The 24,163-nt window shown below is 67.8% G+C and carries 24 protein-coding genes; 11 read left to right on the top strand and 13 right to left on the bottom strand.

The genetic code is table 11. From position 1 onward, the window contains the following. Positions 1–52: 52 nt before the first annotated feature. Positions 53–283 carry a hypothetical protein gene (locus V6S67_RS16740; protein ID WP_334211311.1) on the bottom strand — a complete coding sequence of 77 codons (231 nt, stop codon included), beginning with the start codon at positions 281–283 and terminating at the stop codon, positions 53–55. 731 nt (positions 284–1,014) lie between these two features. On the opposite strand from V6S67_RS16740, the gene V6S67_RS16735 reads away from it, so the two are divergent. From V6S67_RS16735 to V6S67_RS16710, 6 genes are all read left to right on the top strand, one after another. Next, positions 1,015–1,530, top strand: coding sequence for a hypothetical protein (locus V6S67_RS16735; protein ID WP_334211310.1), 516 nt, complete (start codon positions 1,015–1,017; stop codon positions 1,528–1,530). Between the two features lie 50 nt (positions 1,531–1,580). After that, positions 1,581–1,754, top strand: coding sequence for a hypothetical protein (locus V6S67_RS16730; protein ID WP_334211309.1), 174 nt, complete (start codon positions 1,581–1,583; stop codon positions 1,752–1,754). A 134-nt stretch (positions 1,755–1,888) separates the two neighbouring features. Next, positions 1,889–2,479 carry a GNAT family N-acetyltransferase gene (locus tag V6S67_RS16725; protein WP_334211308.1) on the top strand — a complete coding sequence of 197 codons (591 nt, stop codon included), beginning with the start codon at positions 1,889–1,891 and terminating at the stop codon, positions 2,477–2,479. 551 nt (positions 2,480–3,030) lie between these two features. Continuing rightward, positions 3,031–3,429 carry a LexA family protein gene (locus tag V6S67_RS16720; RefSeq protein ID WP_334211307.1) on the top strand — a complete coding sequence of 133 codons (399 nt, stop codon included), beginning with the start codon at positions 3,031–3,033 and terminating at the stop codon, positions 3,427–3,429. A 70-nt stretch (positions 3,430–3,499) separates the two neighbouring features. Continuing rightward, positions 3,500–4,774: a Y-family DNA polymerase gene (locus V6S67_RS16715; RefSeq protein WP_334211306.1), complete on the top strand. Its 1,275-nt coding sequence runs from the start codon at positions 3,500–3,502 to the stop codon at positions 4,772–4,774. 242 nt (positions 4,775–5,016) lie between these two features. Then, positions 5,017–5,955 carry an oxygenase MpaB family protein gene (locus tag V6S67_RS16710; protein ID WP_334211305.1) on the top strand — a complete coding sequence of 313 codons (939 nt, stop codon included), beginning with the start codon at positions 5,017–5,019 and terminating at the stop codon, positions 5,953–5,955. 237 nt (positions 5,956–6,192) lie between these two features. Here V6S67_RS16710 and V6S67_RS16705 read toward each other — a convergent pair whose 3' ends face one another. Beyond that, entirely contained in the window at positions 6,193–7,383 is a 1,191-nt protein-coding gene (locus V6S67_RS16705) for an epoxide hydrolase family protein (RefSeq protein ID WP_334211304.1), read from the bottom strand. A gap of 144 nt (positions 7,384–7,527) precedes the next feature. Between V6S67_RS16705 and V6S67_RS16700 the strand changes: the two genes are divergently transcribed. Then, entirely contained in the window at positions 7,528–8,127 is a 600-nt protein-coding gene (locus tag V6S67_RS16700; RefSeq protein ID WP_334211303.1) for a MarR family winged helix-turn-helix transcriptional regulator, read from the top strand. Then, on the top strand, positions 8,124–9,041 hold the full coding sequence (locus V6S67_RS16695; RefSeq protein ID WP_334211302.1) for an NmrA family NAD(P)-binding protein: 918 nt from the start codon (positions 8,124–8,126) through the stop codon (positions 9,039–9,041). The genes V6S67_RS16700 and V6S67_RS16695 overlap by 4 nt, the downstream gene beginning before the upstream one ends. Before the next feature lie 40 nt (positions 9,042–9,081). Here the strand turns inward: V6S67_RS16695 and V6S67_RS16690 are convergent, their stop codons facing one another. The 11 genes from V6S67_RS16690 to V6S67_RS16640 form a co-directional block, all read right to left on the bottom strand. Further along, entirely contained in the window at positions 9,082–9,978 is an 897-nt protein-coding gene (locus V6S67_RS16690; RefSeq protein ID WP_334211301.1) for an NAD(P)-dependent oxidoreductase, read from the bottom strand. 42 nt (positions 9,979–10,020) lie between these two features. Next, entirely contained in the window at positions 10,021–11,505 is a 1,485-nt protein-coding gene (locus V6S67_RS16685; RefSeq protein ID WP_334211300.1) for a four-carbon acid sugar kinase family protein, read from the bottom strand. Positions 11,506–11,601: 96 nt separating this feature from the next. Continuing rightward, entirely contained in the window at positions 11,602–12,981 is a 1,380-nt protein-coding gene (locus V6S67_RS16680) for an MFS transporter (RefSeq protein WP_334211299.1), read from the bottom strand. Positions 12,982–13,123: 142 nt separating this feature from the next. Continuing rightward, entirely contained in the window at positions 13,124–13,894 is a 771-nt protein-coding gene (locus V6S67_RS16675; RefSeq protein ID WP_334211298.1) for an SDR family NAD(P)-dependent oxidoreductase, read from the bottom strand. Positions 13,895–13,912: 18 nt separating this feature from the next. After that, positions 13,913–14,866: a 3-hydroxyacyl-CoA dehydrogenase family protein gene (locus V6S67_RS16670; protein WP_334211297.1), complete on the bottom strand. Its 954-nt coding sequence runs from the start codon at positions 14,864–14,866 to the stop codon at positions 13,913–13,915. Further along, complete coding sequence (locus tag V6S67_RS16665) at positions 14,863–15,807, bottom strand: sugar phosphate isomerase/epimerase family protein (RefSeq protein WP_334211296.1); 945 nt, start codon at positions 15,805–15,807, stop codon at positions 14,863–14,865. The genes V6S67_RS16670 and V6S67_RS16665 overlap by 4 nt, the downstream gene beginning before the upstream one ends. Positions 15,808–15,909: 102 nt before the next feature. Beyond that, positions 15,910–16,626, bottom strand: a complete 717-nt coding sequence (locus V6S67_RS16660; protein WP_334211295.1) for a GntR family transcriptional regulator — start codon at positions 16,624–16,626, stop codon at positions 15,910–15,912. Further along, complete coding sequence (locus V6S67_RS16655) at positions 16,607–17,395, bottom strand: triose-phosphate isomerase family protein (RefSeq protein ID WP_334211294.1); 789 nt, start codon at positions 17,393–17,395, stop codon at positions 16,607–16,609. The genes V6S67_RS16660 and V6S67_RS16655 overlap by 20 nt, the downstream gene beginning before the upstream one ends. Positions 17,396–17,402: 7 nt before the next feature. Beyond that, on the bottom strand, positions 17,403–17,858 hold the full coding sequence (locus V6S67_RS16650) for a ribose-5-phosphate isomerase (protein WP_334211293.1): 456 nt from the start codon (positions 17,856–17,858) through the stop codon (positions 17,403–17,405). A gap of 10 nt (positions 17,859–17,868) precedes the next feature. Then, a complete protein-coding gene (locus tag V6S67_RS16645; protein ID WP_334211292.1) occupies positions 17,869–19,611 on the bottom strand; it encodes a dihydroxyacetone kinase family protein in 1,743 nt (580 codons plus the stop codon). A 101-nt stretch (positions 19,612–19,712) separates the two neighbouring features. Further along, the gene (locus V6S67_RS16640) at positions 19,713–20,744 is read right to left on the bottom strand and encodes a LacI family DNA-binding transcriptional regulator (protein ID WP_334211291.1); all 1,032 of its coding nucleotides are present in this window, start codon (positions 20,742–20,744) and stop codon (positions 19,713–19,715) included. A gap of 278 nt (positions 20,745–21,022) precedes the next feature. Here V6S67_RS16640 and V6S67_RS16635 point away from each other — a divergent pair, with 278 nt between their 5' ends. Genes V6S67_RS16635 through V6S67_RS16625 form a run of 3 tightly spaced genes read left to right on the top strand, consistent with a single transcriptional unit; the run spans position 21,023 to position 24,151 of the window. Then, positions 21,023–22,342: an extracellular solute-binding protein gene (locus V6S67_RS16635; RefSeq protein WP_334211290.1), complete on the top strand. Its 1,320-nt coding sequence runs from the start codon at positions 21,023–21,025 to the stop codon at positions 22,340–22,342. A 26-nt stretch (positions 22,343–22,368) separates the two neighbouring features. Further along, positions 22,369–23,256 carry a carbohydrate ABC transporter permease gene (locus tag V6S67_RS16630; RefSeq protein WP_334211629.1) on the top strand — a complete coding sequence of 296 codons (888 nt, stop codon included), beginning with the start codon at positions 22,369–22,371 and terminating at the stop codon, positions 23,254–23,256. Between the two features lie 4 nt (positions 23,257–23,260). Beyond that, positions 23,261–24,151, top strand: a complete 891-nt coding sequence (locus V6S67_RS16625) for a carbohydrate ABC transporter permease (RefSeq protein ID WP_334211289.1) — start codon at positions 23,261–23,263, stop codon at positions 24,149–24,151. The last annotated feature ends 12 nt before the right edge of the window (positions 24,152–24,163 follow it).

Genomic DNA, 24,163 nt, shown 5'->3' with positions numbered 1-24,163 from the left:
CTAAGTTCCTCATGGTGCTACTGGCAACCCTGCACATCAGATGTGGGCATATTCACTGGTTAGGAGTTTCAGCGACCGTGTGCTCCCGGCGGTGTCGCCGTAGGACTAATCCCACGAAGTTGGCGATGGCGAGGCCGAAGCTGACGACGATGACCAGCGCGTTGAGTGCCACCCATACCGGTTGTGAAACTTGGTTGAACAACGCGTTCGTTCCTATGAGGGCCCCGAGCACCACGTAGGTGACGCGGGGGAAGTCATTTCGGAAGGCCGATCGCTTTGACATATCCGGAGCCTAGTACCGCGGGTTCTGGTTGTCAGTGTTGATGGTGGCGACTCAACGGCGCTTGATGTATCAGCGCCAGACGTCGCCCTGCTGCGTCGGCATGCAGGAATGGCCATTCTCTCGCCGGCGCACTCTAAGCGGATCCGCCAGCGGTCTGAAGGGGAAGCCCTGCTGGCTTTCAGGGTTACTGGCATAACCTCAATGCCAGGTTGTCGCCATCGCCCATTCCTCTGGAGGGACAGATGATCCTGAGCTTCGTTCTATGTGCTCTCGCAGGTGTAGCTGTCGGACTTTACTTGGTCAGAATCAAGCCACGTCGGGATCGCATCGTTGAGGTCGTTATGGGTGTCTTGTTCGTCGTCGCTTGTGCGACAGCAATACGCTTCGTCGGGTTTTGGCCGCCAACGATCGGTCTAGCAATCTTTCTGCTGATCTATGTCACTAGAGCGAGTGAGCGGAAAATGCCCGGCTCATGGCCAATCGACTGACCCTCGACCAGCACGCCCTCAGCGGGATCCTATGCACCTATAAAAGTTGGGTAGTGTCTTCGCCGGAAGCATGATCGCGCTTGGCGTTCTGCTCTTTGCCAAACAGGAGGAGCGCCTTGAAGACGGAACTTCCAGCAGAAAATGATGCACCTGAGATCAAGGCGCGGGTCCGATGAGTCGCACCACTGATCTGTCCCACGACGGGATGTCGAAATGAAAAACTGGGTCCGACGGCACCCCTACATGGCACTGGCGTTCGGCTATGTCATCTTCTTCGTGTTTGCAACTGCCGTTTGGCTAGTCGTCAGCCAACGTAGCTTGGTCGATGCCCTGATCAGTGGCTTCATGTACACCTTGATCTACTGGCTCTTCGCGATGTTCCAGTTACGGAATGTGCGCAGGACCAAACGGAGGCTCGACGAACACGGACAATTCAAGGCCTTCATTCGCTACCCGGAATCTCGTGCAGGTTCGCTCAGCGGGATTTGGAACCAGGGCGTTGCAACTCCCGACGCCGGATCGATCCGGTTCCAGCCCGCTGTCTACGACAGCTTGGAGCCGTCAGGACGAGCGACTGACTTGAAGGTGCAGAGAGTTCTTCCGGACCGCCGAAAGATCATTGGCAAAGAACGCAAATACCTGCCGGCGTATTTATACCTAGCCGTGACCTTGCTAACTGATGGTGGCAAGATTGAGCTCGCTGCAAGCCCTGACGCACTGGATATGCTCACCGAGGTCGTAGCGCCCGGTCCTGCCTGAGCGGCCCCTCCAGGGGTCCCGCAATGACGAGGAATAGTTGTCCCTGCCCGATGCGCAAGCGGATCGTCAAACGGCTGCCGCGCATGATCACCGGAGCAGACCCCGAAACGCTGGGCTTCCTCTCTACCGACAGGTGTCCCACCGGTCCCGCGAACGAACTGGCGGAGCAACACGGCCTCACGCGGCCGGACATCAACGCGGCTTCAACCCAAGGGAGCGACTAACTGGCCGCCACCAGGTTGGAAAGGTTTGCACCCGTACTGTGTGAATGAAGCCGGTGCATCATTCATCCCGGGGCACCTTCAGCCACTGCAGTAACAACCAGCAAAGCCAACCGTCATGCAGGAAGAGAAATGGGATGACCATCAATCAGAGCTCTCGATCAGGGTCCATCCCTGTCCATTTCGAAACACCCCGTCTTCGCGTCCGTCCGTTTGTTGCAGGGGACGCTGGGACCTTCACCGCATATCGAGCCCATCCCGACGTCGAGCGGTACCAAAGCTGGAGTAATTACACCATCGGACAGGGCCGAGCCCTTATCGACTCGATGCAGGGTGCTCTGCCGGGCGTGCCGGGGCAGTGGTACCAGTTCGCCCTCGAGGAGCAAGAGGGCGGCGTACTCATTGGCGACCTCGCATTGAAGGTAGATGACGCCGAACCGAGTATGGCCGAAGTGGGGTTCACCCTCGCGCCCGAACATCAGGGGAACGGCTATGGCCTTGAGGCAGTTCGGGGATTGCTCGGATACGCCTTCGGGACACTGCACCTCCGCCGCCTCACCGCGGTCACCGACGCCCTCAATCATCCCGCCGCCCTGCTTCTCGACCGGGTGGGAATGCGGAGGGAGGCGTATTTCCACGAGAACATCTTCTTCAATGGAGCATGGGGAAGCGAGTTTGCTTTCGCGATACTGAACCGGGAATGGGCAGCTGGATGTGGGTCCAACTAGATCCGCTAAGCCCTAGGTGATCGAGGCGGACGTCGTATTGTCGGTCCTCCACCGGAACACCTCTCACCGGCATGAGCGAGGAAGAACAGTTCCGATAGATACGGACGTGGCTGATTCCCAGATGATCCGCCCTAGCAAGTGCCCGGTGATGGTGCACTAACCGCGACAGACTCTACTCGTCCGGGATGTCGTCGACGCCCTCATCCAGAGTGCCAAATACGAAGGTATTCACTACACACGTCTGCGATACCGAGAGGCAGCACGTAGAAGCTCGCCCAGGACGCCGCGCTGCAGGTCGACGCGCTGACTGCTGCTGTCGGGTGTTTGCCGACACTATTTCCGGATCCTTTCATCAAAGGCCGGAGCTCACGAAGCTGTTGGATCACCTCGGGCCGGGGGACTGGTTCACGCCCGTGTCGGTGATGCAGTCTACGATCAGTGGTTTGGGCTGTTGCGCCCTGGACGAAAGGGTGCGGCAGGTCATGGATGAATTCGGCGCATCAGGTACGGCTCTTGGCCGGCCTGCTCCAGCGGCAGCCCGAACGGAGCTGATGCCGTCAGGTTTCGCGTCCCCTGCCCAGGACTGGTTCGAGGACCGGATCGACCTGAACCGGCACCTCATCAAGGACATCACCAGCACCTACATCGTGCGTGTGTCCGGGCATGCGATGGACGGCGCAGGCATCTCCGACGGGGACGAACTGATCGTCGACCGCGCCCTGCAGCCCAGGGACGGATCCGTCGTCGTCGCCGTCCTCGACGGGGAACTCACCATCCGACGACTCCGCGTCATCCAGTCCAACACCAGCACAATCATCGGGCGAGACGGTGGCGCAGGTGCCAGTGTCGAGCTGGTTGCAGCCAGTCCCGCCTACCCGCCCATCCCCGTGCCCGACCCTGATGACCTGGTCATCTGGGGTGTAGTCACCCGATGCCTCCACCATGTCTGACCCCGGCATTCTCGCGCGCTCTCCTGGTTCGAACGGCCCGAGCACCCGACGTGGTCAGGTTTTCGCTCTGGTGGATGTCAACAATTTCTATGTCTCCTCCGAGCGGGCCTTCGACCCGTCGTTGGAGGGACGGCCCCTGGTGGTCCTGTCGAACAATGACGGGTGCGTGATCACCCGTAGCGCCGAGGCGAAGACCCTCGGGATCCCGATGGGCGCCCCCTGGTTCCAGATCGCTGAGCAGGCCAAGAACTGGGGGTTGCAGGTCCGTTCGAGCAACTACGAGCTGTACGGGGATATGAGCGCCCGCGTCATGGAAATTCTCGGACGCCACACCACCGACCTCGAGATCTACAGCATCGACGAAGCGTTCCTCACCCTCGGCGGCACCCACCAGGACCAGCACGCCACGGGCAGGACCATCAGGACCACCGTCCGGCGTAACACCGGGCTCCCCGTGTGCGTGGGCATCGCACCGACGAAGACCCTGGCAAAACTCGCCAACCGATGGGCGAAGGGCAATCCCCACTTCGACGGGGTCTGCCACTGGGACCTCGTCCCACAGGACCAGCGACAAGCCCTGCTGCGGAGGCTGAAAGTCACCGACGTCTGGGGCGTCGGCAGCAGGAACGCGGCACGCCTGAACGCCATCGGCATCGACAGTGCCTGGGACCTGGCTGCCGCGGATCCGGTCGTCATCCGGAAACGCTTCTCCGTGGTCCTCATGCGCACCGTCCTGGAACTGCAGGGCACATCCTGCATCGTCTCCAGTGAGTCCGCCGGCAGCAGCGAACAGGTCCTCTACTCCCGTTCCTTCGCCAGCCCCGTGAGCACTCTGGACGCGATGCAGCAGGCGTTGAGTGTCTACGCTCAGGGCGCTGCCTCACGCCTGGCCCGCAAGAACCTGCAGGGGAGGGTGCTCACCGCATTCGCCGGCACCTCCCCCTTCAGCACCGGGACCAAGAGCTCGCCCAGCATCTGCATCCCACTCCCGGCGCACACCGCCAACCCCCTGGAACTGACCCGTGCTGCACACCGGCTCCTGCCGCTCATCGAAGAAGGCGTGTCCTACATCCGGGCCGGAGTCATCATCACCGATCTCCAGCCCGTCGGGACACAGGACACCCTCCTGACCCTTGACCTGGATCCCGGGGCGAACGCCGTTCAGGGCCCGGGCAAGGACACGGGCCCACTCCTGCACCAGATCGGCCAGAAATTCGGGCGCTCAGCGATCGGCCTCGGCCACGCCGGTCTCAAAGCAGGGTCGGACTGGACCATGAAACGCGACATGCTCTCACCCCACTACACCACCAAGTGGGCCGACCTGCCTGTCGTCAAAGCACGGTAGAACCGCTCAGAGCCAACTCGGGGGAATCCCGTTACTGCCGGCAGATGGTGCCGGCCCCTCTGGCCTTTCACGGTCGAAGCTGCCCTGCTCACCGGCGTCGACCTCGAAGCACCAACACCCTGCTGACCGTGGAAAGGTCCACTCGGCCGTCGCCGTGTCAGTGCCGTGTTCTACGCTTCGTAGTGGAGTCCTGACCGGGGTGTCCGTCGTCCCCGACCTGCCGTCGTTGGAGCATCATGCCTGTGAGCTCGATCCCGCGCCCCGCCGACCTGGCTCACCGCGTCCGCAGCGCGTTCCGTGCCCGGGTCTCCGGTGACCCCACCGGGGCACCTGACTGGGTGCGCGACATCGCCCTGGTCGGGGAGGGCCCGGGCCTGTTCGAACCCGACGGCGTCGTCTGGCAGGTCCACGGTGGCCTTTCCACGTTGGTCGGCGGCGTCGCGGCCCTCCTCGGCCAGGGCGCACACCCGCTGGCGATGGCCGGAGTCGCCCGGCACTCCTCCTACCGCAGCGACCCCTGGGCCCGCCTCGCCGGGACCGCGCGCTGGCTCACCATCACCACCTTCGGCTCCGCGGAACTTGCCGAGCGGGACTCGGCACGGGTCCGCCGCATGCACGGGCGGGTCAGCGGTACCACCGACGACGGCCGCGCCTACTCCGCCTCCGACCCAGCCCTGCTCCGGTGGGTGCACCTCGCCTTCACCGATGCCTTCCTCGGGGCCCACGAGGCCGTCGGGCACGACCTGGCACCGCGGTTCGGCCGCACCTGGGCCGACACCTACGTCGCCGACTGGTCCCGCAGCGCCCGGACCCTCGGAGCCGAGGACCTCCCGGTCAACCGCCGGGAACTCGATGAGGCACTGCGCGCGCTGGAACCCGACCTCGACCCCGTCCCCGCCGAGCTGCTGACCTTCCTCTCCGCCCCGGACGGGCTGAACCGGGCCGAGCGGATCTTCTACAGCGGTATCGCAAGCGCCGGCGCGCTGGTCATCTCCCCGTCCGTGGCTCCCCTCGCCGGGGTGCCCGGCCGCGCTGACCGCTCGCTCGCGAATCGCCTCCGGTTGCAGCGCACCCGCTTGCAGTTGCGTACCTTCCAGCTGGCCCTCGGGCCGCACAGCCCCTCGGTGGACGCGGCGCGCTACCGGCTCGGCCTCGCCGGCCGCCCGGACTGGCTCGACTGAGCCAGGGGCGGCTCAGAGCTGACCGCCGGCAACGGCTGACCGCCGCACTGCCGGACTGGATGCCGGCAGAACGCCAGGCTGGTCCGTCGACCGGGCCCCCGTACGCGTAGGCAATCCACCGTCCCGTCCCGATGTCGGGAGCGTGCTCCATCATGCCGGTCTCGGTGACCTGGTAATCTGCCGATCCGCAGGACCCGTCGTGACCCTCCTCCACGGAGTCGATGAGTCCGGGCCGTCCTACCTCAGCGGGCGGAACGTCGCACGGATGTCGTCGACGAGGAGCTCCGGCTGCTCGAGCAGCGCGAAGTGCCCGCCGTCCGCCACCTCGCTGAAGTGCACCAGGTTCGTGTAGCGTCGCTCGGCCCAGCGGCGTGAGCGGCGGACGTACTCGCCGGGCATGATGCTGAGTCCCACGGGAAGCGTGAGCGGCTCCTCGAGCGTTCCCGGATTGGCCCAGCCGTTCCTGCCCGCCTCCCAGTACATGCGGGCCGCCGACGCCGCTGTGTTGGGCAGCCAGTACAGCATGATGTCGTCGATCATCTCGTCGAGCGTGAAGACCGCCTCGGCATCCCCGTGCCGGTCGTGCGACCCCCCGACGTCCTGGAACATCGCGTAGATCCACGCCGCGAGACCGATCGGGGAGTCCGAGAGCGGGTAGCCGATCGTCTGGGGCCGGGTGGACATCTGCTGAGAGTAGGCGGAGAGGGTCTGCCAGTAGTATCCGCCCTCCTGCAGCATCACCTGCTCCTCGTCGGAGGCGGAGTGCATCTCCTCGTCGGACGGCATGAACAGCGCCATGTTGAGGTGGACGCCGGCGAGCCCGATGTCCCGCGACTGCTGCAGTGCCGCGAGCTCGGCCGTGACGGACGCACCGAGGTCACCACCCTGGGCGAACCAGCGCTCATAGCCGAGACGCTGCATGAGCACGGCCCAGGCCCCGGCCGTCCGCTGCGTGTCCCAGCCGGTTTCGGTGGGTTTCCCGGAGAACCCGAAGCCCGGCAGGCTCGGGATGACGACGTCGAACGCGTCCGACGCGTTCCCGCCGTGGGCTTCCGGGTCGGTCAGCGGCCCGACGGCGTGCCGGAACTCCAGGACGGATCCGGGCCAGCCGTGCGTGAGCAGCAACGCCCGCGCCCCGGGCACCGAGGACCGGACGTGCACGAAGTGGATGTCGAGCCCGTCGATCCTGGTGGTGAACTGCCCCCACGCGTTGAGCAGCGCCTCGGTGCGTCGCCAGTCGTACACGGAGGCCCAGTGGTGGGCCAGCGCCTGGAGCTTCTCGAGCCGCGGCCCCTGGGACGTATCCGCCACCGTCTCGCGGTCCGGCCATCGGGTGGACAGGATGCGCCGGCGGAGGTCGTCGAGATCGGCGTCCGGAACGTTCAGGGTGAACGGGCGGATGGCCGTCTGATCGATGGAATGTTCCATGGAGGGGGTTTCTGGTGCGGAGGGGTGTGCGTGGGGCATGGTGGCCTTCGGGCAGGGGTCGGACGAGCCGGCCGGTGGATGTTTGATCATCTTACGCACAGATCGTCTTTGTTTAAGATCATCTTTCCTTGCTACCATTGCGTCATGCCCGCTTCACCTGTCCCCGACCCTCCCGATCCCTCAGGCATCGACTGGGAGGCCGGAGGCATCCGGACGGAACTCGGCTGGTCCCTCCAGGCGATGTCGCAGGGTTTCTCGCGCATCGCGACGGGTGCAGTCGCCGATGTACCCGGCGGGCCCCGCGGCTATCAGGTCCTCGTGGCGATCACCACCGAGGCCCCGACCTCGCAGCTCGTCCTGGCACAGCGGCTCGGTATCGACAAGACCGCGATGACCTACGTGGTCGACGCCCTCGAACGCGCGTCCCTCGTCGAGCGCCGACCGGATCCGCAGGACCGCCGGATCCGCCAGGTCCTGCCGACCGCCCACGGCCGTGCGCTCCTCGCCTCGGCCCGGGCAGCCCTCCGCGACGTGGAGGGCGTGCTCCTGCGCGGCCTCAACGCGGAGGAGCAGTCGCAGCTCCGCCGGCTCATGGCCCGCGTCGCGCTCGACGCAGGCGACGCCGAATCGTGCATCGGGACCCCCGCGGGAGCCGGGCAACCGGTGCCCGCGGTTCCCTCCTCCCGTCGGCGTCGGACCGACGCCGATGACACCACTCCCACAGAGAAGAGCACCCCGTCATGACCACCCTCCTCGTCGCCGGCGCCACCGGTGACCTCGGTCGCCGGATCGTCCGCGAGCTGCTCGCCGCCCATCCCGAAGCCCTTGTGCGCGTCCTCACCCGTCCGGGTAGCGGGACCGCCCAGGCGCTGTTCGGGGAGCAGGACCGCGTGGAGGTCCGGGAGGCCGCGTACACGGATCACGCGGGCCTCGTCGCCGCGCTCTCCGGCACCGACGTCGTCGTGTCCGCTGTCAGCGGCGCGCGGTCGGTCGTCCTCGACGCCCAGCGGGCGCTGCTCGCCGCGGCCGTCGAGGCGGACGTGGCACGGTTCATCCCCTCCGACTACTCGGCGGACTACCGCCGCGTCAGCCCGGGCAGCAACCGCAACTTCGAGCTGCGCCGGGACTTCGCCGCCGATCTCGATGCCGCTCCGATCCGCGCCACGTCCGTCCTGAACGGCGCCTTCGCGGACATGCTGACCGGGCAGGCCCCGATGATCCTCTTCGCGCGGCGCCGGGTGCTCTACTGGTCCTCGCCGGACCAGGTGCTGGACTTCACCAGCAAGGACGACGTCGCCCGTACCGTCGCGCACGTGGCGCTGGACGACGCCGCGCCCCGCGTCGTCGAGGTGGCGGGGGACCGCGTCACGGCACGGGACGTCGCTCGGATCATGACAGGACTCACCGGCACCCCGTTCACCACGCAGTGGGCCGGCACCACGGGGATCCTGTCCGGCATGGCCAGGATCGGGCGTCGCGTGTCGAGGGACGAGGAGGCGACCTTCCCGGCGTGGCAGGGCATGCAGTACTTCGTCAGCATGTTCAGCGGTGAGGCCGAACTGCGGCACGTGGACAACGAGCGCTACGGACCGCAGACCTGGACGGGCGTCCGCGACGTCCTCGAGGCGCACATCAAGGACGCCGCGACCCAGGGCTGACGGCGGCGCCGGCACGCGGGGCTGGGGTGCGGGCGCTTCCTCAGGGACGCCTGGCGGGGGCGACCACCCGGATCACCGCCGAGTCGTCCGCTGCGGCGAGTCCCTGCGCCTGGCCCAGCAGGTAGAGCTGTTCGGCAGCCGAGGCCACCGGGGAGGCGAGGCCCGCGGCACGGGTCGCCTTGCCGACGATGCCCATGTCCTTCACGAAGATGTCGAGGCGGCTGAGTACCTCCGCCCCCTCCTCCGAGTAGGCCTCGAGCATCCGCGGTCCGCGGTTGGAGAGCATGAAGGATCCGGCCGCCCCGGCCTCGAGGGCGGCGAGGGTCTTGGCGGGATCCAGCCCGAGCGCGTCGGCGAGGGCCATCGCCTCGGCCGCGGCGGCGATGTGCACGCCGCACAGCAGCTGGTTGACGGTCTTGAGCGCCTGGCCGTCCCCGGGGTTGTCCCCGACCACGGTCAGGGTGGACGCCAGGAGGTCCAGGACGGGGCGGGCCCCTTCAAGCGCAGCGGGGGCGGCCCCCACCACGATCAGGAGATCACCCTCGCCGGCGCGCTTCGGCCCTCCGGAGAGCGGGGCGTCGACCAGGGCGACGCCGTGGTCCGCGAGGCGGGCGACGGTCGCCGGGATCGCATCGGTCCCGACGGTGCTGGTGAGGATGACGACGGCGCCCTCCCTGAGCACGGGGGCCACCCCCTGGTCACCGAACAGGACGTCGTCGAGCTGTTCGCCGTTGCGGACCGCGAGCAGCAGGGCGTCCGTGCCCGCCGCAGCCTCCTGCGCTGAGGCGAAGGTGCGGATGCCGGCGTCGCGCGCCAGTGCGAGCCGCGGTTCTGCGATGTCGAAGCCGTGGACCGTGAGGCCCGTGGCGAGGCGGGTGGCCATCGGCAGGCCCATGGCGCCGAGGCCGAGGACTGTGACGGAGTAGCTGTCGGTCATGGGGATCGCATCCAATGCTGGGGTAGGAGCTGTCGGGAGGGGTCAGAAGGTGGAGCTGAGTTTCCTCGTGACCTCGGCGAGGGATGAATCGTCGCCGACGTTGCCGGCGAAGACGACGAACGGGATGCCTTTGGCGGGTCCGTCCACCGGCTCCCACAGGCTGACGATGCCCGGGAGCATCGGTCCGCGGACCATGGCGTGCCTGATCTGCAGCCCGTGGGCGGCGACGTCCGAGGAGGTGATGCCTCCCTTGGCGATCACGAACCGGGGTGGGGACAGTGCCAGCGTGCGGTTCACCACGGCGACGACGGCGGCCGAGACGGTCCGGGCGATCCCGAGGCTGGCGGCGGCATCGCTGGTCCGGACCAGCAGCCGGCTCGTCTGCAGGATGACGTCGCCCTGCGCGAGCCGGTCGACGACCTCCTCGACGACCGCGTCGAGATGCGCGGCCGAACGCTCGCCCAGGAGCTGCTCGACGTCGATCCCGATGATGTGCGCCCGCTGGTGCTGCTCGGTGAGGATGCCGAGCTGCCGGGTCGTGACCCCCACATGGGAACCGACCACGATCAGCCCGCCCGCCGCCGACGGCTCGGTGCCCGCGTAGGCCTCGGAGCCGCTGAGCTCCGCCCGGATGTCCTGGCCGATCCGGGCCCGCATGAAGGGCGGTCCGACGCGGTACAGGAGCCTCTTGCCGCGGCGTTCCGCTTCCTCCAGGCCGAGGGCCAGGGCGCGCAGGTCGTTCTCGGTCACGACGTCGGCGACGATCGGTACGGCCCCCGTCGCACCGGCGACGGCATCCGCGATGGCACGGGCCGATGCGGTGGCGCCGCCACCGGTGCTTCCTGCACGGATGATGCCGAGGTCCAGGACGATCACGGACGCCGCCGGGACGCGTCCGCCGGTCTTCTCCTCCACGTACTGCGCGAGGGAGGCGTTCCGGTAGCCGAAGGTGGCGTCCCGGGCGAACTCCGTGTCCGACACGGGGACGAGCCGGTCCTCGCCGAGGTCCGGTGCCCGCACGTAGTGCACGCCGCCGATCGTCACACGTCCGGCGTCGGGGAAGGCGGGGACGATCACGACGCCGTCGGTGGGTTCCCCCGTGGCGTCGAGGACGGTCGCGGCGATCGTGTCGGGTTCGAGGGGGAAGTGCCCGCGGAGGGTGGAGTCGCCGCGGCTCACGAAGCCGAGTCGCAGGGCCTCGGGTTCCGCCGCCGCCGCCGCTGCGGCGAGGGCGTTCCGGACGATCTCCTCGTTCCGGGCCGCCGCCTCCGGTGCGTCGAGGCTGCGGGTGTTCGTGAGCACGTAGACGGCCGGTTTCCCCTGGCGGAACGCCCAGGAGAAGTCCTCGACCTCCCACCGGGTCAGGACGGGGAGGTCCGCGACGGACTGCGTCCCGGTCGGGTCGTCGTCGAGGACGACGAAGATCCGCGGCGGACGCCCGGAGGACCGGAGTGCCGCTGCCACCTCTCCCGCGGAGATGGGTACTTCTGACGGGTAGTCGGACAACAGGTCCGTTTCAGTGGGCATGCAGCGCTCCGTCGTGCCGTGGGTGGACGCTTGGGGGCAGGGTGCCCACCGGCGGCGGTACGGATGACTGCGTACCGCCGCCGGTGGTCGTTCCCGTCAGTGACCGGGTGCTGCCGCCGCCTTCTCCTCGGCCGCCAGCAGGTCGTCCGAACGGGACCGCATGTTCCTGGTGAGGATGAACATCACCGCGGCCAGGAAGGCGAAGACGCCCACCGAGATGGTGCCGTAGAGCCCTGTCTCCGTGGTGAAGCGTTCATCGATCGCGGTGCGCATGATCGGGGCCACGAACCCGCCGAGGTTGCCCAGCGAGTTGATCAGCCCGATACCCGCTGCCGCTGCCGTGCCGGTGAGGAACGCCGTCGGGTAGGACCACGTGATGGGACCGCAGGCCAGGAAGCTGGAGACCGAGACCACCAGGAAGGCGATCGCCAGGACGGGCAGCCCGTTCTCGCCCGCGAACGCGGCACCGATGGTGGCCAGGCCGGTGGAGACGTAGAACATGGTGCCCCACGTGCGCCGGCGCCGGATGGTGTTCGCATTCTTGCCCACGAAGTAGCAGACGAACAGGCCGACGAACCACGGGATGGCCGAGATGAGGCCGATCTGCCAGAACTCCGCGTCCGGGCTGATGATGCGCCGGACCTGCTGCGGCAGGTAGAACGTGGTGCCGTAGACGGCCACTTGGAGGCAGAAGTAGATGACGGTGAAGTACCAGACCTTCCAGTTGCCCATGGCTCGCAGGATGCCGGACGGCCCGTCCGTGCTGCGGACCTCGTCCTCCGCCTCCATGACCCTGAGCAGCGCGCGTTTCTCGTCCTTGTCCAGCCACTTCGCCTTCTGCGGACTGTCGATGAGGAAGAAGATGGCGGCGATGCCGGCGACGACCGCCATCATGCCCTCGGTGAAGAACATCACCTGCCAGCCGCGCCAGGGGGTGTAGGTGTCGCCGAATGAGATCAGCGCGCCGGAGATCGGATTGCCGAGCATCTGCGAGAAGGGCTGCGCGAGGTAGAACAGGGCGAACATCTGGACGCGGACCTTGTTCGGGAACCACTCGGAGAGGAACATGATGACGCCGGGGAAGAGCCCGGCCTCGGTCACGCCGAGCAGGAACCGCAGGACGATGAACATGGTGTCGCCGGTGGTGAAGGCGAAGGCCGAGGCGACGATCCCCCAGGTGATGGCGATGCGGGCGAGCCACCACCTGGCACCGAACTTCTTGAGCAGCAGGTTGGACGGGATCTCGAAGATCGCGTAGCCGATGAAGAAGATGCCGGCACCGAGGGCGAACGCACCGGCGCTGATGCCGCGGTCCATCTCGAGGGCCGCTTCGGCGTATCCCACATTCGTGCGGTCCAGGAACGCGACGAAGTACAGGATGATGAGCATCGGCATCAGGTGCCGTGCGGCTTTCTTGACGGCGGAGGCAAGCGCTGGGCTGTCCAGGTCGTCTTTGACCGCGTCCGTAGCGGACATGGGACTCTCCTTAGTGCGGTGGGTGTGGTGGTGGTGTGCGGCTCAGCCCACGAGTGAGGGGAAGATGAGCCAGGCCCCGATACCGACGAGGATGATGCCGACGGCGAGGAACAGGATGCGGGATTTCGACCAGTCGCCCATGTCAGTGCATGTAGAGTCCGCCGTCGACGTTCAGGGTCTGGCCCGTCACGAATCCGGCGTCCTCGCTGATGAGGTAGGCGATGGCTGCTGCGATGTCCCGGGGGGTGCCGATGCGCGGGAGGACGCCGTCGGCCGCCATGGCGGCCTTCCGTTCCTCCGTGAGCGTGCCACCCATGATGTCCGTGTCGATGGGACCGGGCGAGATGGCGTTGACGGTGATGCCCGCCCCGCCCAGCTCGCGGGCCACGGAGCGCGTGAAGCCGATGACGCCCGCCTTCGCGGCGGAGTAGACGGTCTTGGAGAACGTCCCGCCGCCGCGCTGCGCGGACACCGAGGACAGGTTGACCACCCGCCCGACGCCGTGCCCGACCATGGACTCGACGGCCCGCCGGGTGGCGTAGTGGACGCCGTTCATGTTGATGCCCATGACGCGGTCCCACTCCTCGGCGGTGACCTCGAGATACGGCACGGGACTGGAGACACCGGCGAGGTTCACCAGGGCGACGACCTGCGGGAGGGCGGCCTCGAGGCTGTCGAAGGCTGCCCGCACCTCCGGTTCGTCCGCCACGTTCGCTCCGGCCCCGGCTGCGGTGACGCCGTGCTCGTCGGCGATCTCACGGGCCACGGCCGTCGCGGCCCCCTCGTCGAGGTCGATGATGCCGATGTTCCAGCCGAGCCCGGCGAGGTAGTGCGCGGACGCGCGACCGATGCCGCGCGGCGAGGCGGCCCCGGTGAGGATGACCGACCTGGAGTCGGGGAATGCTGATGCCACGGGAGGATCTCCTTGCGATCAGTGGATGGGTGCAGGACCGAGTTCGTCCATGAGATTCTTGATGGCCACGTACGCCTTGTTGCGGTAGGCGATCAGTTCCGCGGTGCGCTCCGCCGGGACGTCCAGGTAGCCGGCGCCGGTCTTGGTGCCGAACTTGCCGGCGTCCACGAGCTCCTTCAGGGACTCCGGTGTCGCGAAGCGCTCGGGCCAGCGCGTCTGCAGCGACGCGTAGCAGAACGAGTACACGTCGAGTCCGGCCATGTCCGCGATGGCGAAGGGACCGAAGACGGGGAGCCGGAAGCCGAAGGTCGTGCGGACGATCGTGTCGATGTCGTCCGCGGTCGCGATGCCCTCCTCCACGATCTGCGTGGCCTCGTGGAACAGCGCGTACTGGAGCCTGTTCAGCACGAAGCCGGTGGCATCCTTCACCCGCGCCGTCTCCTTGCCGGTGGAGGCGACGATCTCCTCGACCACGGGGATGACGCCGTCGTCCGTGTCCGGGTGCGGGATGAGTTCGACGCCGGGGATGAAGGGTGCGGGGTTCGAGAAGTGGACGCCCAGGAACCGCTCCGGATGCTCCACCGCCTCGGCGAGAGCCGCGATCAGGATGGTGGAGGTGTTCGAGCCGATGATGGCGTCGGGCCGAGCCGCCGCGGAGATCCGCCGGAGTGTCTCGTGCTTGATCTCGATGCGCTCCGGCACGGCCTCCTCGATGAACTCGGCGTCGGACACCGCGTCCTCGATCGACTCGGCAGCCGAGACGTTCGCCGCGATGCTCTCGCGGGCATCCGCCGGGAAGAGGCCGTCGGCGGTGAACTGCTCCGCCTCGGTCAACAGGCGCTCGAGGTTCGACGCCGCGATCTCGGCGCTCACGTCCGCGATGCGGACGGTGTGCCCGGCCAGGGCGAGGACCTGGGCGATGCCGCCGCCCATGTAGCCCGATCCGACGACGGCGATTCTCTTCGGTGTCATGCGTCCTTCTTCCCAGGCAGGAGTGAGCGGATGTAGGTCTGATTGGTGGCGCAGTTGCCGAGGCTGTCCCCGCCGTAGTGCTCGCAGAGGAAGATGCCGTCGAAACCGAGCTCGAGGGCGTCGCGGATGACCTGGCGGTAGTTGATCAACCCGGCCTCCATGGAGCTGGGGACGCTCGTGGCCCATGAGCCGTCCGCTGCCTCGTCCCGCGTGTAGTTCTTCACGTGCCAGTAGTTGGCGTAGGGGAGGAGCTTCGCGTGGAGTTCACGCCAGTCCTCCACGGGGCGGTGCAGGCGGATGAGGTTGGCGATGTCCGGATTGATCCCCACGTTGTCGAGGCCTATCTCCTCGACGAGCCGCACGGCGCTGTCGCCCGTGCCGAGGTACGTGTCCTCGTACAGTTCGAGCGACATCTTCAGGCCGACGTCCGCGGCGTGCCGGCCGAGTTCACGCAGGCGGGTGACCGCGGCCTGCCAGACCTCCGGATCGTCCGGGTCCTTCGGTCCCGGCGCCGTCCAGAACCACAGCGCCCGCCGCTGCGCCTCGCTGAAGGGCTGGTGGAGTCCGGTGGAGAAGACCTCCATGCCCCACTCGGCCGCAGCGTCGATCGTGCGGTGCGCGTAGGCGAGGTTGCGCTCCTCGTGGCCCGGCATGATCACGCTCTGCCGCTGCAGGTGGACCGACGGGATCCGGACGCCGTGCGAGGCGGCGATGGACAGGAATTCGTCCCGGCGGGACGGTTCGAGATCGGCGGGCCGCACATGGCTGTCGGCGAGCTCGGCCAGCGAGAAACCGACATGTTCCACCTGGCTGAACATGTCGTCCCACGCCTCGGGATCGGCGTCGTGCAGCGCGACGCCGTCCTTGCTCACCGTCGGGATGCCGTGCAGGCAGGTGGCGATCGGCCAGTCCTGCGCCGAGAACGCGGGTTGCAGAGACATCTCATTGCTCCATTGCAATCGGGGGATTCAGAAGAGGAAAGATCCTATAGGAAATATAAACGGCCGCTTCGACGTCTGCAAGGCTTTTCCGCGAGCCGGCTCTCAGGTGTCGGGGGAGTCCTTCAGCGAGCGGGCGCGGACGCCCTCGATGTGGGCGCGCAACGCCCGGACGGGCAGGTCGGTGTCGCCGCCGGCGAAGGCCTCCAGGATGGCGGCGTGCTCGGCGGCGGCCTCGGACACATCGCTCGTCCCTCTGATGACCGCCTGGCGCATCCTGTGCGTCAGCGCCCCCAGATTGGCGTACATGTCCTGGACGTAGCGGTTGCCCGCGGCATCGAGGATGACCAGGTGGAAGGCGTTGTCGGCGTCGAAATAGTCGTGGATGGTGCGGATCGGGACCTCGCCGCCCCGCATCGCGGCGGTGACCCGTTCGCCCATCTCGTGGTGGTGCTCGTGTGCCTGCCGGAGGGCGGGGAGGAGGGAGGCCGCGCGAGGCGCTGCGAGCCGGGCCGCTTCGACCTCCAGCATGATGCGGGCCTCGAACAGCTCGTCGAGCTGCTCGGGGCCGAGGGGAGGTGCGACCCGGTAGCCCTTGAGCGCCTCCCGGGTCACGAGCCCGGTGCGCTCGAGCTGGACCATGGCCTCACGGACAGGTGTCGGGGAGACCTTGAGCTGCCGGGCGACCGTGTCGATCGACAGTCTCGCCCCCGGTTCCATCTCGCTCGACAGGAGGATGTCCAGGATCCGGTCGTACACGCGGTCCCGCAGGCCGCGCCGGTCGATCTCGGGAACCGGTCGTTCAGAATGCGCTGCTGTCATCACCGGATCCAATCTCCCACGCCTCGTCCAGGATGTCCCGGAACGCGGCCGGGTCGTGGGCGAACCGCCCGAGGAACATGCCGTCGACATCGGGGGCTATGCGGGTCAGCAGGCCGGGGCCTGCACTGCCCCCGTAGATCACCCGGGGCTCCTGCACCAGCGGATCATCCGCCAGGTGCGCGCGCAGCGCACTGGTGACGGCGCGGATGTGGGTGTCGGGCGCAGGATCCGACCGGCCGATCGCCCAGACGGGTTCGTAGGCCACGATCACCCTCCCCCCGGTCCCGTCGCGGCGGGCGGCCGCGAGGCACGCCTCGAGCTGCCGCAGGCACGCGTGAACCGCCGGACCGTGCTCGCCGCGTTCCTCCTCGCCGATGCACAGGACCGGCACGAGGCCGTGGCGGAGGGTCGCGCGGACCTTCAGCGCGGCGGTGGAGTCCGTCTCGCCGAACATTGACCGCCGCTCCGCGTGGCCGATCTCCACGAGCCGGACGCCGACCTCCGCCAGTTCAGCCGCCGACACCTCGCCGGTGTAGGCGCCTGCGTCCTCCCAGTGCACGTCCTGCGCTCCCACGAGCAGCCCGCCGGGAGCGGCGAGATCCCGCACCGCGCCGATGGAGGGGAACGTCGGGATGACGAAGGGCTCCACTACGTCCTGCTGCACCGCCGGGTGGGTCGAGGCGATCTCGGCCACCCGGCGCGTCCACTCGAGCTGCTGCCGGTGGCCGAAGTACATCTTGAGGCTCGAGCCGATGGTGAACCTCGGCATGGGTGCGCTACACGCCCTCGTACGCGCAGATGTCGTCCACCTTGGCCTGCGAGGCGCTCGAGGTGTCGAACGTGTAGGTCAGCCACTCCCGGACGAGCCTGCGGGCGAGTTCGACGCCGATGACCCTCTGCCCCATGCAGAGCACCTGGCAGTCGTTGGACAGGACGGACCGCTCCACGGACAGGGGATCGTGGGCGGTGGCGGCGCGGATGCCCTGCACCTTGTTGGCGGCGATGGCGACGCCGAGGCCGGTCCCGCAGATGAGCAGCGCACGGTCCGCCTCCCCCCGTGCGACGCGTTCGGCGGCCTCGATCGCGATCTTCGGATAGGACGTGTGTCCGTCCTCGCCCACGCCGACGTCGACGACCGACTCGACGAGGTCGTGCTGTTCGAGATCCCGCTTGAGGATCTCCTTGTACTGGTATCCAGCGTCGTCGCAGCCGACGATGAGCCTGAGGGCCATGTTCTCTCTCCTAGTGATCGTCCGGGCGGGTGCCCGGGGCGTTACGGATGACGTCCGAGATGGTGGTGCAGATCAGCGCGAAGGACACCGCGCCGGGGTCGGGCGTGCCGACGGACTTCTCGCCGTGGGACCGCGCGCGCCCGAGGGTCGCCCGCATCGACGCCGTGGCCGCGGCCGCCTCCGTGGCCGCGGCGGCTGCCCCCGACCACGCGTCGGCGAGCCCGGACCCGTCGCCCACGCGTGCCGAGAGTTCGTCGGAGAAGGGCACGACGGCGTCGACCATGGTCTTGTCGCCGACCTTCGCCTTCCCGAAGGCCATCACGGCGTCCCTGGCCGCGGAGATCCCGCGTGCGAGGTCCTTCGGGGTGGGCCGGGCGTCATCGCCGACCACGGACCCGAGCGCCTTGAGCATCGTGGACCAGATGGCTCCCGAGGTGCCACCGGCGCGGTCGCTCCAGGCGTTGGCTGCATGCCGCAGGGCCGTCTCGGCCCCGGCGCCCTGCCCGACGGCGGCGCGGGCCGCGTCCCGACCGGCATGGGCGCCCCGCTGCATGCCGATCCCGTGGTCGCCGTCGCCCGCCACCTGGTCGAGGCGGCCGAGTTCGTCGGCGTGTTCGTCCACCGTGAGCGCGAGCGCCTCGAGGGCCGCGACGATGGTCGCGGCGCAGGCGCGGGACTCGGCCGAGGAGGTCCCGACGACCTCCTCGGCGTCGTCCTTCACCACGGCGTCGAAGCGCTGCTGCTCGGCCACCTGCCCGCGGCGGAAGCCGGGGGTGTCCGCCGGCGCCGTCCAGAGGCGCTCGAGCTCCTCGTCGAGCCACAGCAGGGTGAGGGAGCAGCCGGCCATGTCGAAGCTGGTGCACAGCTCGCCGACCTCGGGATCGACGACGGTGATGCCGCGCTCGCCGAGCAGTGCGTGCACGGTGCGGTAGACGACGAAGAGTTCCTCGTACTTGACGCTGCCGAGGCCGTTCAGCAGGGGTACGACCCGCGCGCCCGCCAGGTCGACCCCGTCCGGGACCTCCTCGAGGAGGCTGCTGACGAACAGCTCGGCGAGGCCCGCTGCCGTGGGGATGTCCACCTCGTCGATGCCGGGCTCCCCGTGGATACCCAGGCCGACGGCCATGCGCCCTGCAGGCACCTCGAAGAGGGGCGCATCGGCGCCGGGAAGGGTGCAGCCGCCGAAGGCGACGCCGAGGGAGCGCGTCCTGTCGTTGGTGCGGCGCGCGACGCGCTCGACGCCGTCGAGGTCGTAGCCCTGCTCGCACGCTGCACCCGCGACCTTGAACACCGTGAGGTCGCCGGCGATGCCGCGGCGCTTGTGCTCCTCACCCCGGGGCGCACTGATGATGTCATCGGTCACGGTCACCGTGCGGACATCCATCCCCGCCTCGCGCAGCTCGGCCTGTGCCTCGTCGAAGTGCAGGACGTCGCCCGCGTAGTTCCCGTAGGACAGGAGGACGCCCCGCCCCTGGTCGGCCGTCCGCGCGACGGTCCGCACCTGGTGGGCCGACGGCGAGGCGAACAGGTTGCCCATCACCGCCCCGTGCGCCAGTCCCGGTCCCACGAGGCCACCGAACGCGGGGTAGTGCCCGCTGCCGCCGCCGATCACGAGGGAGACCGTCGGCTCCGCCGGTCGTCCCACGCGGACCACGCCTCCGGGGATCTGCTGTACCCAGCGGGAGGCGGCGGCCGCGAAGCCGACCATCATCTCGTCGACGAAGTTCTCCGGTTCATTGAACAGTCGCGTCATTGCGATCCCTTCCGATTTTCGTAGATTCTATAGGATAGCCACCGAAGGGCCGTCTGATCCAGAGGCCTCCCGCAATCGGTGTGCGTGCGCCCCGGGGACCGTCAGGACCCCGCCGGAGCCGTCGAGGAGCGCACGGTCAGGTGGGTGGCCAGCTCCACCCGGGTGGAATCCGGCGGCTCCCCGCCCATCTCCCGGAGGAGCGCCCGGACGGCCGTCCGGCCCATGTCCCGCAGCGGCTGCACGACGGTGGTGAGCTGCGGCGACGACTGTTCGCTGAGGTAGGTCCCGTCGAAGCCGACCAGGCTCAGTTCATGCGGGACCCCGATCCCCCGGGCGTGCGCCTCGGCGAGCACACCCAGGGCGATGCTGTCGGAGGCCGCGAAGATGGCGGAGGGCGGGTTCGGCAGGTCGAGGAACCGGGCCAGGCTCCGCCGCCCGGTCTCCGGATCGAACGCGCCGGCCAGGACGTACTCCTCCGAGATCGGGATGCCCCGCTCGAGGAGGGCGGCCACGTAGCCGTGCTCCCGGTCCTGGCTGCACTCCGCGCTGGCGTGACCGCCGATGAACGCGATCCGCCTATGACCCAGGCCGAGCAGGTGCTCCGTGGCGGCCTTCCCTCCGGCCCAGTTCGTGGCGCCCACGCTGACGACGCCCGGCCCGGGAGGGTTGATGGGATCGATGACCACCACCGCGATGCCGCGCTTCTTCACGTCCTTGATCTCCCGCGGGGACCACCGCGACGTGACGAGGAGGAGGCCGCGGCGGCCCGATGCCTGCATCTTCTCGGCCCGCTCGCCGGCGGAGAGATGCGTGAGCCCCGTCTTCGACAGGACGATCTCCGCTCCCTGCATCTCCGCGCCCTCGAGGATCCCGTCCATCACCTCCGAGTAGTACGCCGTCGTCACGCTGTCCACGGCGACGTCGATCAGCACGGATGCCGGGGGCGCCAGCGCGAGGCGTTGTCCGGGGGGCTGGTACTCGGACGTCCTGAGCGCTTCCAGCACGCGCTTGCGGGTGGCGGGGGCCACGTCCTCACGCCCGTTGATGACCTTGGAGACCGTCGGAGTGGACACTCCGGCAAGGGCTGCGACGGACGCGAGGGTGGCTCGCGTCCGGACTTCACTTTCCGACAATGTTTCGAAATCCTCTCCAGGGCTGTCGTCATCTGCCTGCTGCCTGAGCCGGATCGCGTCCTGTTGAGGGCGGTGAGCCTGGTTCGAAGCCTTTAATGGCGGGCCATTGACCGATACATGTGATGCAGGTAACTTTACGCTTGTTAGTTTGTTCTTATCGAAAACATTTCGAAATCTCTTCCGCAGCGTGGCGGTCAGCGACCGCATACCCGCGGAGTTGACCTGCCCACCTCAGCCGGCCCTCGTGCCCCGTCCTGAGTCGACTTACGGAAGAACTGATGAAAATGCGAACAACCACCTCCATGCTTGCGGCGGCCTCCGCCCTCACCCTCGCCCTCGGCCTGTCCGCCTGCGGATCCAGCGGTCCGGCCGATCCCGCCGCGGATTCCGATTCCCCCTCCATGTGGGCCCTGACCGGGAGCAGCGAGAACATCTTCCGCTCGTCGGTCGAGGACTGGAACGCGGCGAACGCTGACGACAAGATCAACCAGGAGTTCTTTGCCAACGACGCCTACAAGACCAAGGTACGCACTGCGGTCGGAGCAGGCGAGGGGCCCACGTTCATCTACGGATGGGGCGGCGGTGTGCTGAAGTCCTACGTCGACGCCGGGCACGTGAGCGACCTGGACCAGTTCCTCACCGACAACCCCGAGGTGAAGGACCGCTACATCCCCTCCGTCCTCGAGAACGGCGTGATCGACGGCAAGACCTACGCGCTGCCCAACAACAACATGCAGCCGGTCGTCCTCTACTACAACAAGCAGGTCTTCGAGGACATGGGCGTCGAGCCCCCCGAGACCTGGGACGACCTGATGGCCCTGGTACCGAAATTCAACGAGGCGGGAATCGCGCCCTTCGCCCTGGCCGGCCAGTCCAAGTGGCCGAACCTGATGTGGCTGTCCTACCTCGTGGACCGCATCGGCGGGCCGGAGGTCTTCCAGGCGATCCTGGACGGGGAGGAGGACGCCTGGTCCGATCCCGCCGTGATCGAGGCCCTCACGAAGATCCAGGAACTGGTCGACGCCGACGGTTTCATCAACGGCTTCTCCTCGATCGCGGCAGACGCCGGCGCGGACAGCGCCCTCCTGTACACCGACAAGGCGGCGATGATGCTTCACGGCGGCTGGGTGTACCAGAACCTGAAGAACGACGCCCCGGAGTTCGTCGAGTCGGGAGAGGTCGGTTTCGTGCCGTTCCCCGAGGTCGAGGGCGGTGCAGGCGACCCCGCCAACGTGGTGGGCAACCCCGCGAACATGTGGTCCGTCTCCTCCGCGGCGTCCGACCAGCAGAAGGAATCCGCGCTGAACTACCTCAAGGACGGACTGTTCAGCGAGGAGTACACGCAGGCCATGATCGACTCCGGCGCGGTCCCCGCCGTCAACGGCATCGAGGACCAGCTCGCCGCGTCCGACGACAAGGACTTCGTGGAGTTCGTCTACGGCCTGGCGCAGGACGCCCCGAGCTTCCAGCTCTCCTGGGACCAGGCGCTGAGCCCCGCCCAGGGTGATGCCATGCTCGCGAACCTCGACCAGATCTTCATCGGCGAGATCACCCCGGAGCAGTTCGCCGAGAACATGAACGCAACCCTGGGCGAATGAGTACGCTGCTGAAGCCCAAGCCCGCGATGAAGGTGCGGGGCGCCCGGGCGGAAGGGCCCTCGGCGTGGATGGTCGTGCCGGCGCTGGCCTTCTTCCTGGTCTTCGCCGTGCTGCCCCTGCTCGGCGTGGTGTTCCTCAGCTTCACCCACTGGAACGGACTGGGTGCGATCACCTGGGCCGGGCTGGACAGCTGGCAGACGGCCCTCACGGACTCGGTGACGATGAACGCGCTGGTCGTCACGCTGAAGATCATGGTCTACTCGCTCCTGGTGCAGGTGCCGATCAGTCTCCTCCTGGGGGTCTTCACGGCGGGCAACCAGCGCTACCGGGCGGTGCTGGCCGTGCTGTACTTCGTCCCGCTGCTGCTCTCCTCGGCCGCCGTGGCGATCGCGTTCAAGGCGCTGCTCGATCCCAACTTCGGCATGGGGCCGGGTCTGGGCCTGCCGTTCCTCGCGCAGAACTGGCTCGGCAGTGCCGACCTGGTGCTGTTCGTGGTCATCTTCGTCATCGCCTGGCAGTTCGTCCCCTTCCACACGCTCATCTACCAGGGCGGTGTGCGCCAGATCCCGGCGTCCTTCTACGAGGCGGCGCAGATCGACGGCGCGGGCCGGCTGCAGCAGTTCTTCCACATCACGCTGCCCCAGCTGAAGTACACCATCATCACCTCGTCCACCCTCATGGTCCTGGGCTCGCTGGCATACTTCGACCTGATCTTCGTCCTCACCGCCGGCGGTCCGGGGTACTCCACCCGGCTCCTGCCACTGCACATGTACCTGACCGGCTTCCGGGCCAACGACATGGGCGCAGCGAGCGCCCTCGGCGTCATCCTCGTGGTGATCGGCCTGGGCCTCGCCCTCGTCCTGCAGCGCCTCGGCGGCAAGAACCGCAGCTCGAGCCAGTTGGAAGGAGCGTAGGTCCATGGCACTCGTCGCCGAACCCGCGCAGGACACCGTACCGCAGCCCCGGGCCCGTTCGCAGGGGAAGCCGGTGGGCAGGACCTCGCCGAACCTCCTCGGAGGGCTCGGGGGATGGGTGTGGCTCGCGCTGATCATCCTGCCCGTCTACTACGTGATCATCACCAGCCTGAAGAACCAGGCGGGCTTCTTCGGGTCGAATCCGCTGGCCCCACCCACGGAGCCGACCCTGGCGAACTACCGGACGGTCCTGGAAGCGGACTTCGCCCGGTACTTCGTGAACAGCGTCATCGTGACGGTGGGCAGCGTCATCCCGGCCGTGATCGTCTCGTTCATGGCGGCCTACGCGGTGGTGAGGGGGAGCGGTCGCATCATCGGGACGGCCCACACGCTGTTCCTGATGGGACTCGCCATCCCCCTGCAGGCGACCATCATCCCCATCTACTTCATGATCACGAAAGCGCAGCTCTACGACACCCTGCTCGCGCTGATCCTGCCGTCGATCGCCTTCGCCATCCCCATCTCGGTGCTGATCCTGTCGAACTTCCTCCGGGACGTCCCGCGGGAGCTCTTCGAATCCATGAGGCTCGACGGCTGCTCGGAGTTCACCATGATGTGGCGCCTCGCCCTGCCGCTGGTGCGTCCCGCGGTGGTCACGATCGCCATCTACAACGCACTGCACGTCTGGAACGGGTTCCTCTTCCCGCTGATCCTCACGCAGGACCCCGACAAGCGGGTCCTGCCGCTCTCGCTCTGGGCGTTCCAGGACGAGTTCAGCGTGAACATCCCGGCGGTCCTCGCCGCCGTCGTGCTCTCCACCCTCCCGCTGGTGGTCCTCTACGTCCTGGCCCGCCGCCAGCTCGTCAGCGGACTCACCGCCGGCTTCAACAAGTAGACCGAAAGGAAT

It is taken from the genome of Arthrobacter sp. Soc17.1.1.1 (genome assembly GCF_036867195.1).
Lineage (GTDB): Bacteria > Actinomycetota > Actinomycetes > Actinomycetales > Micrococcaceae > Arthrobacter_D.
This window is presented reverse-complemented; position numbering and strand designations above follow the sequence as displayed.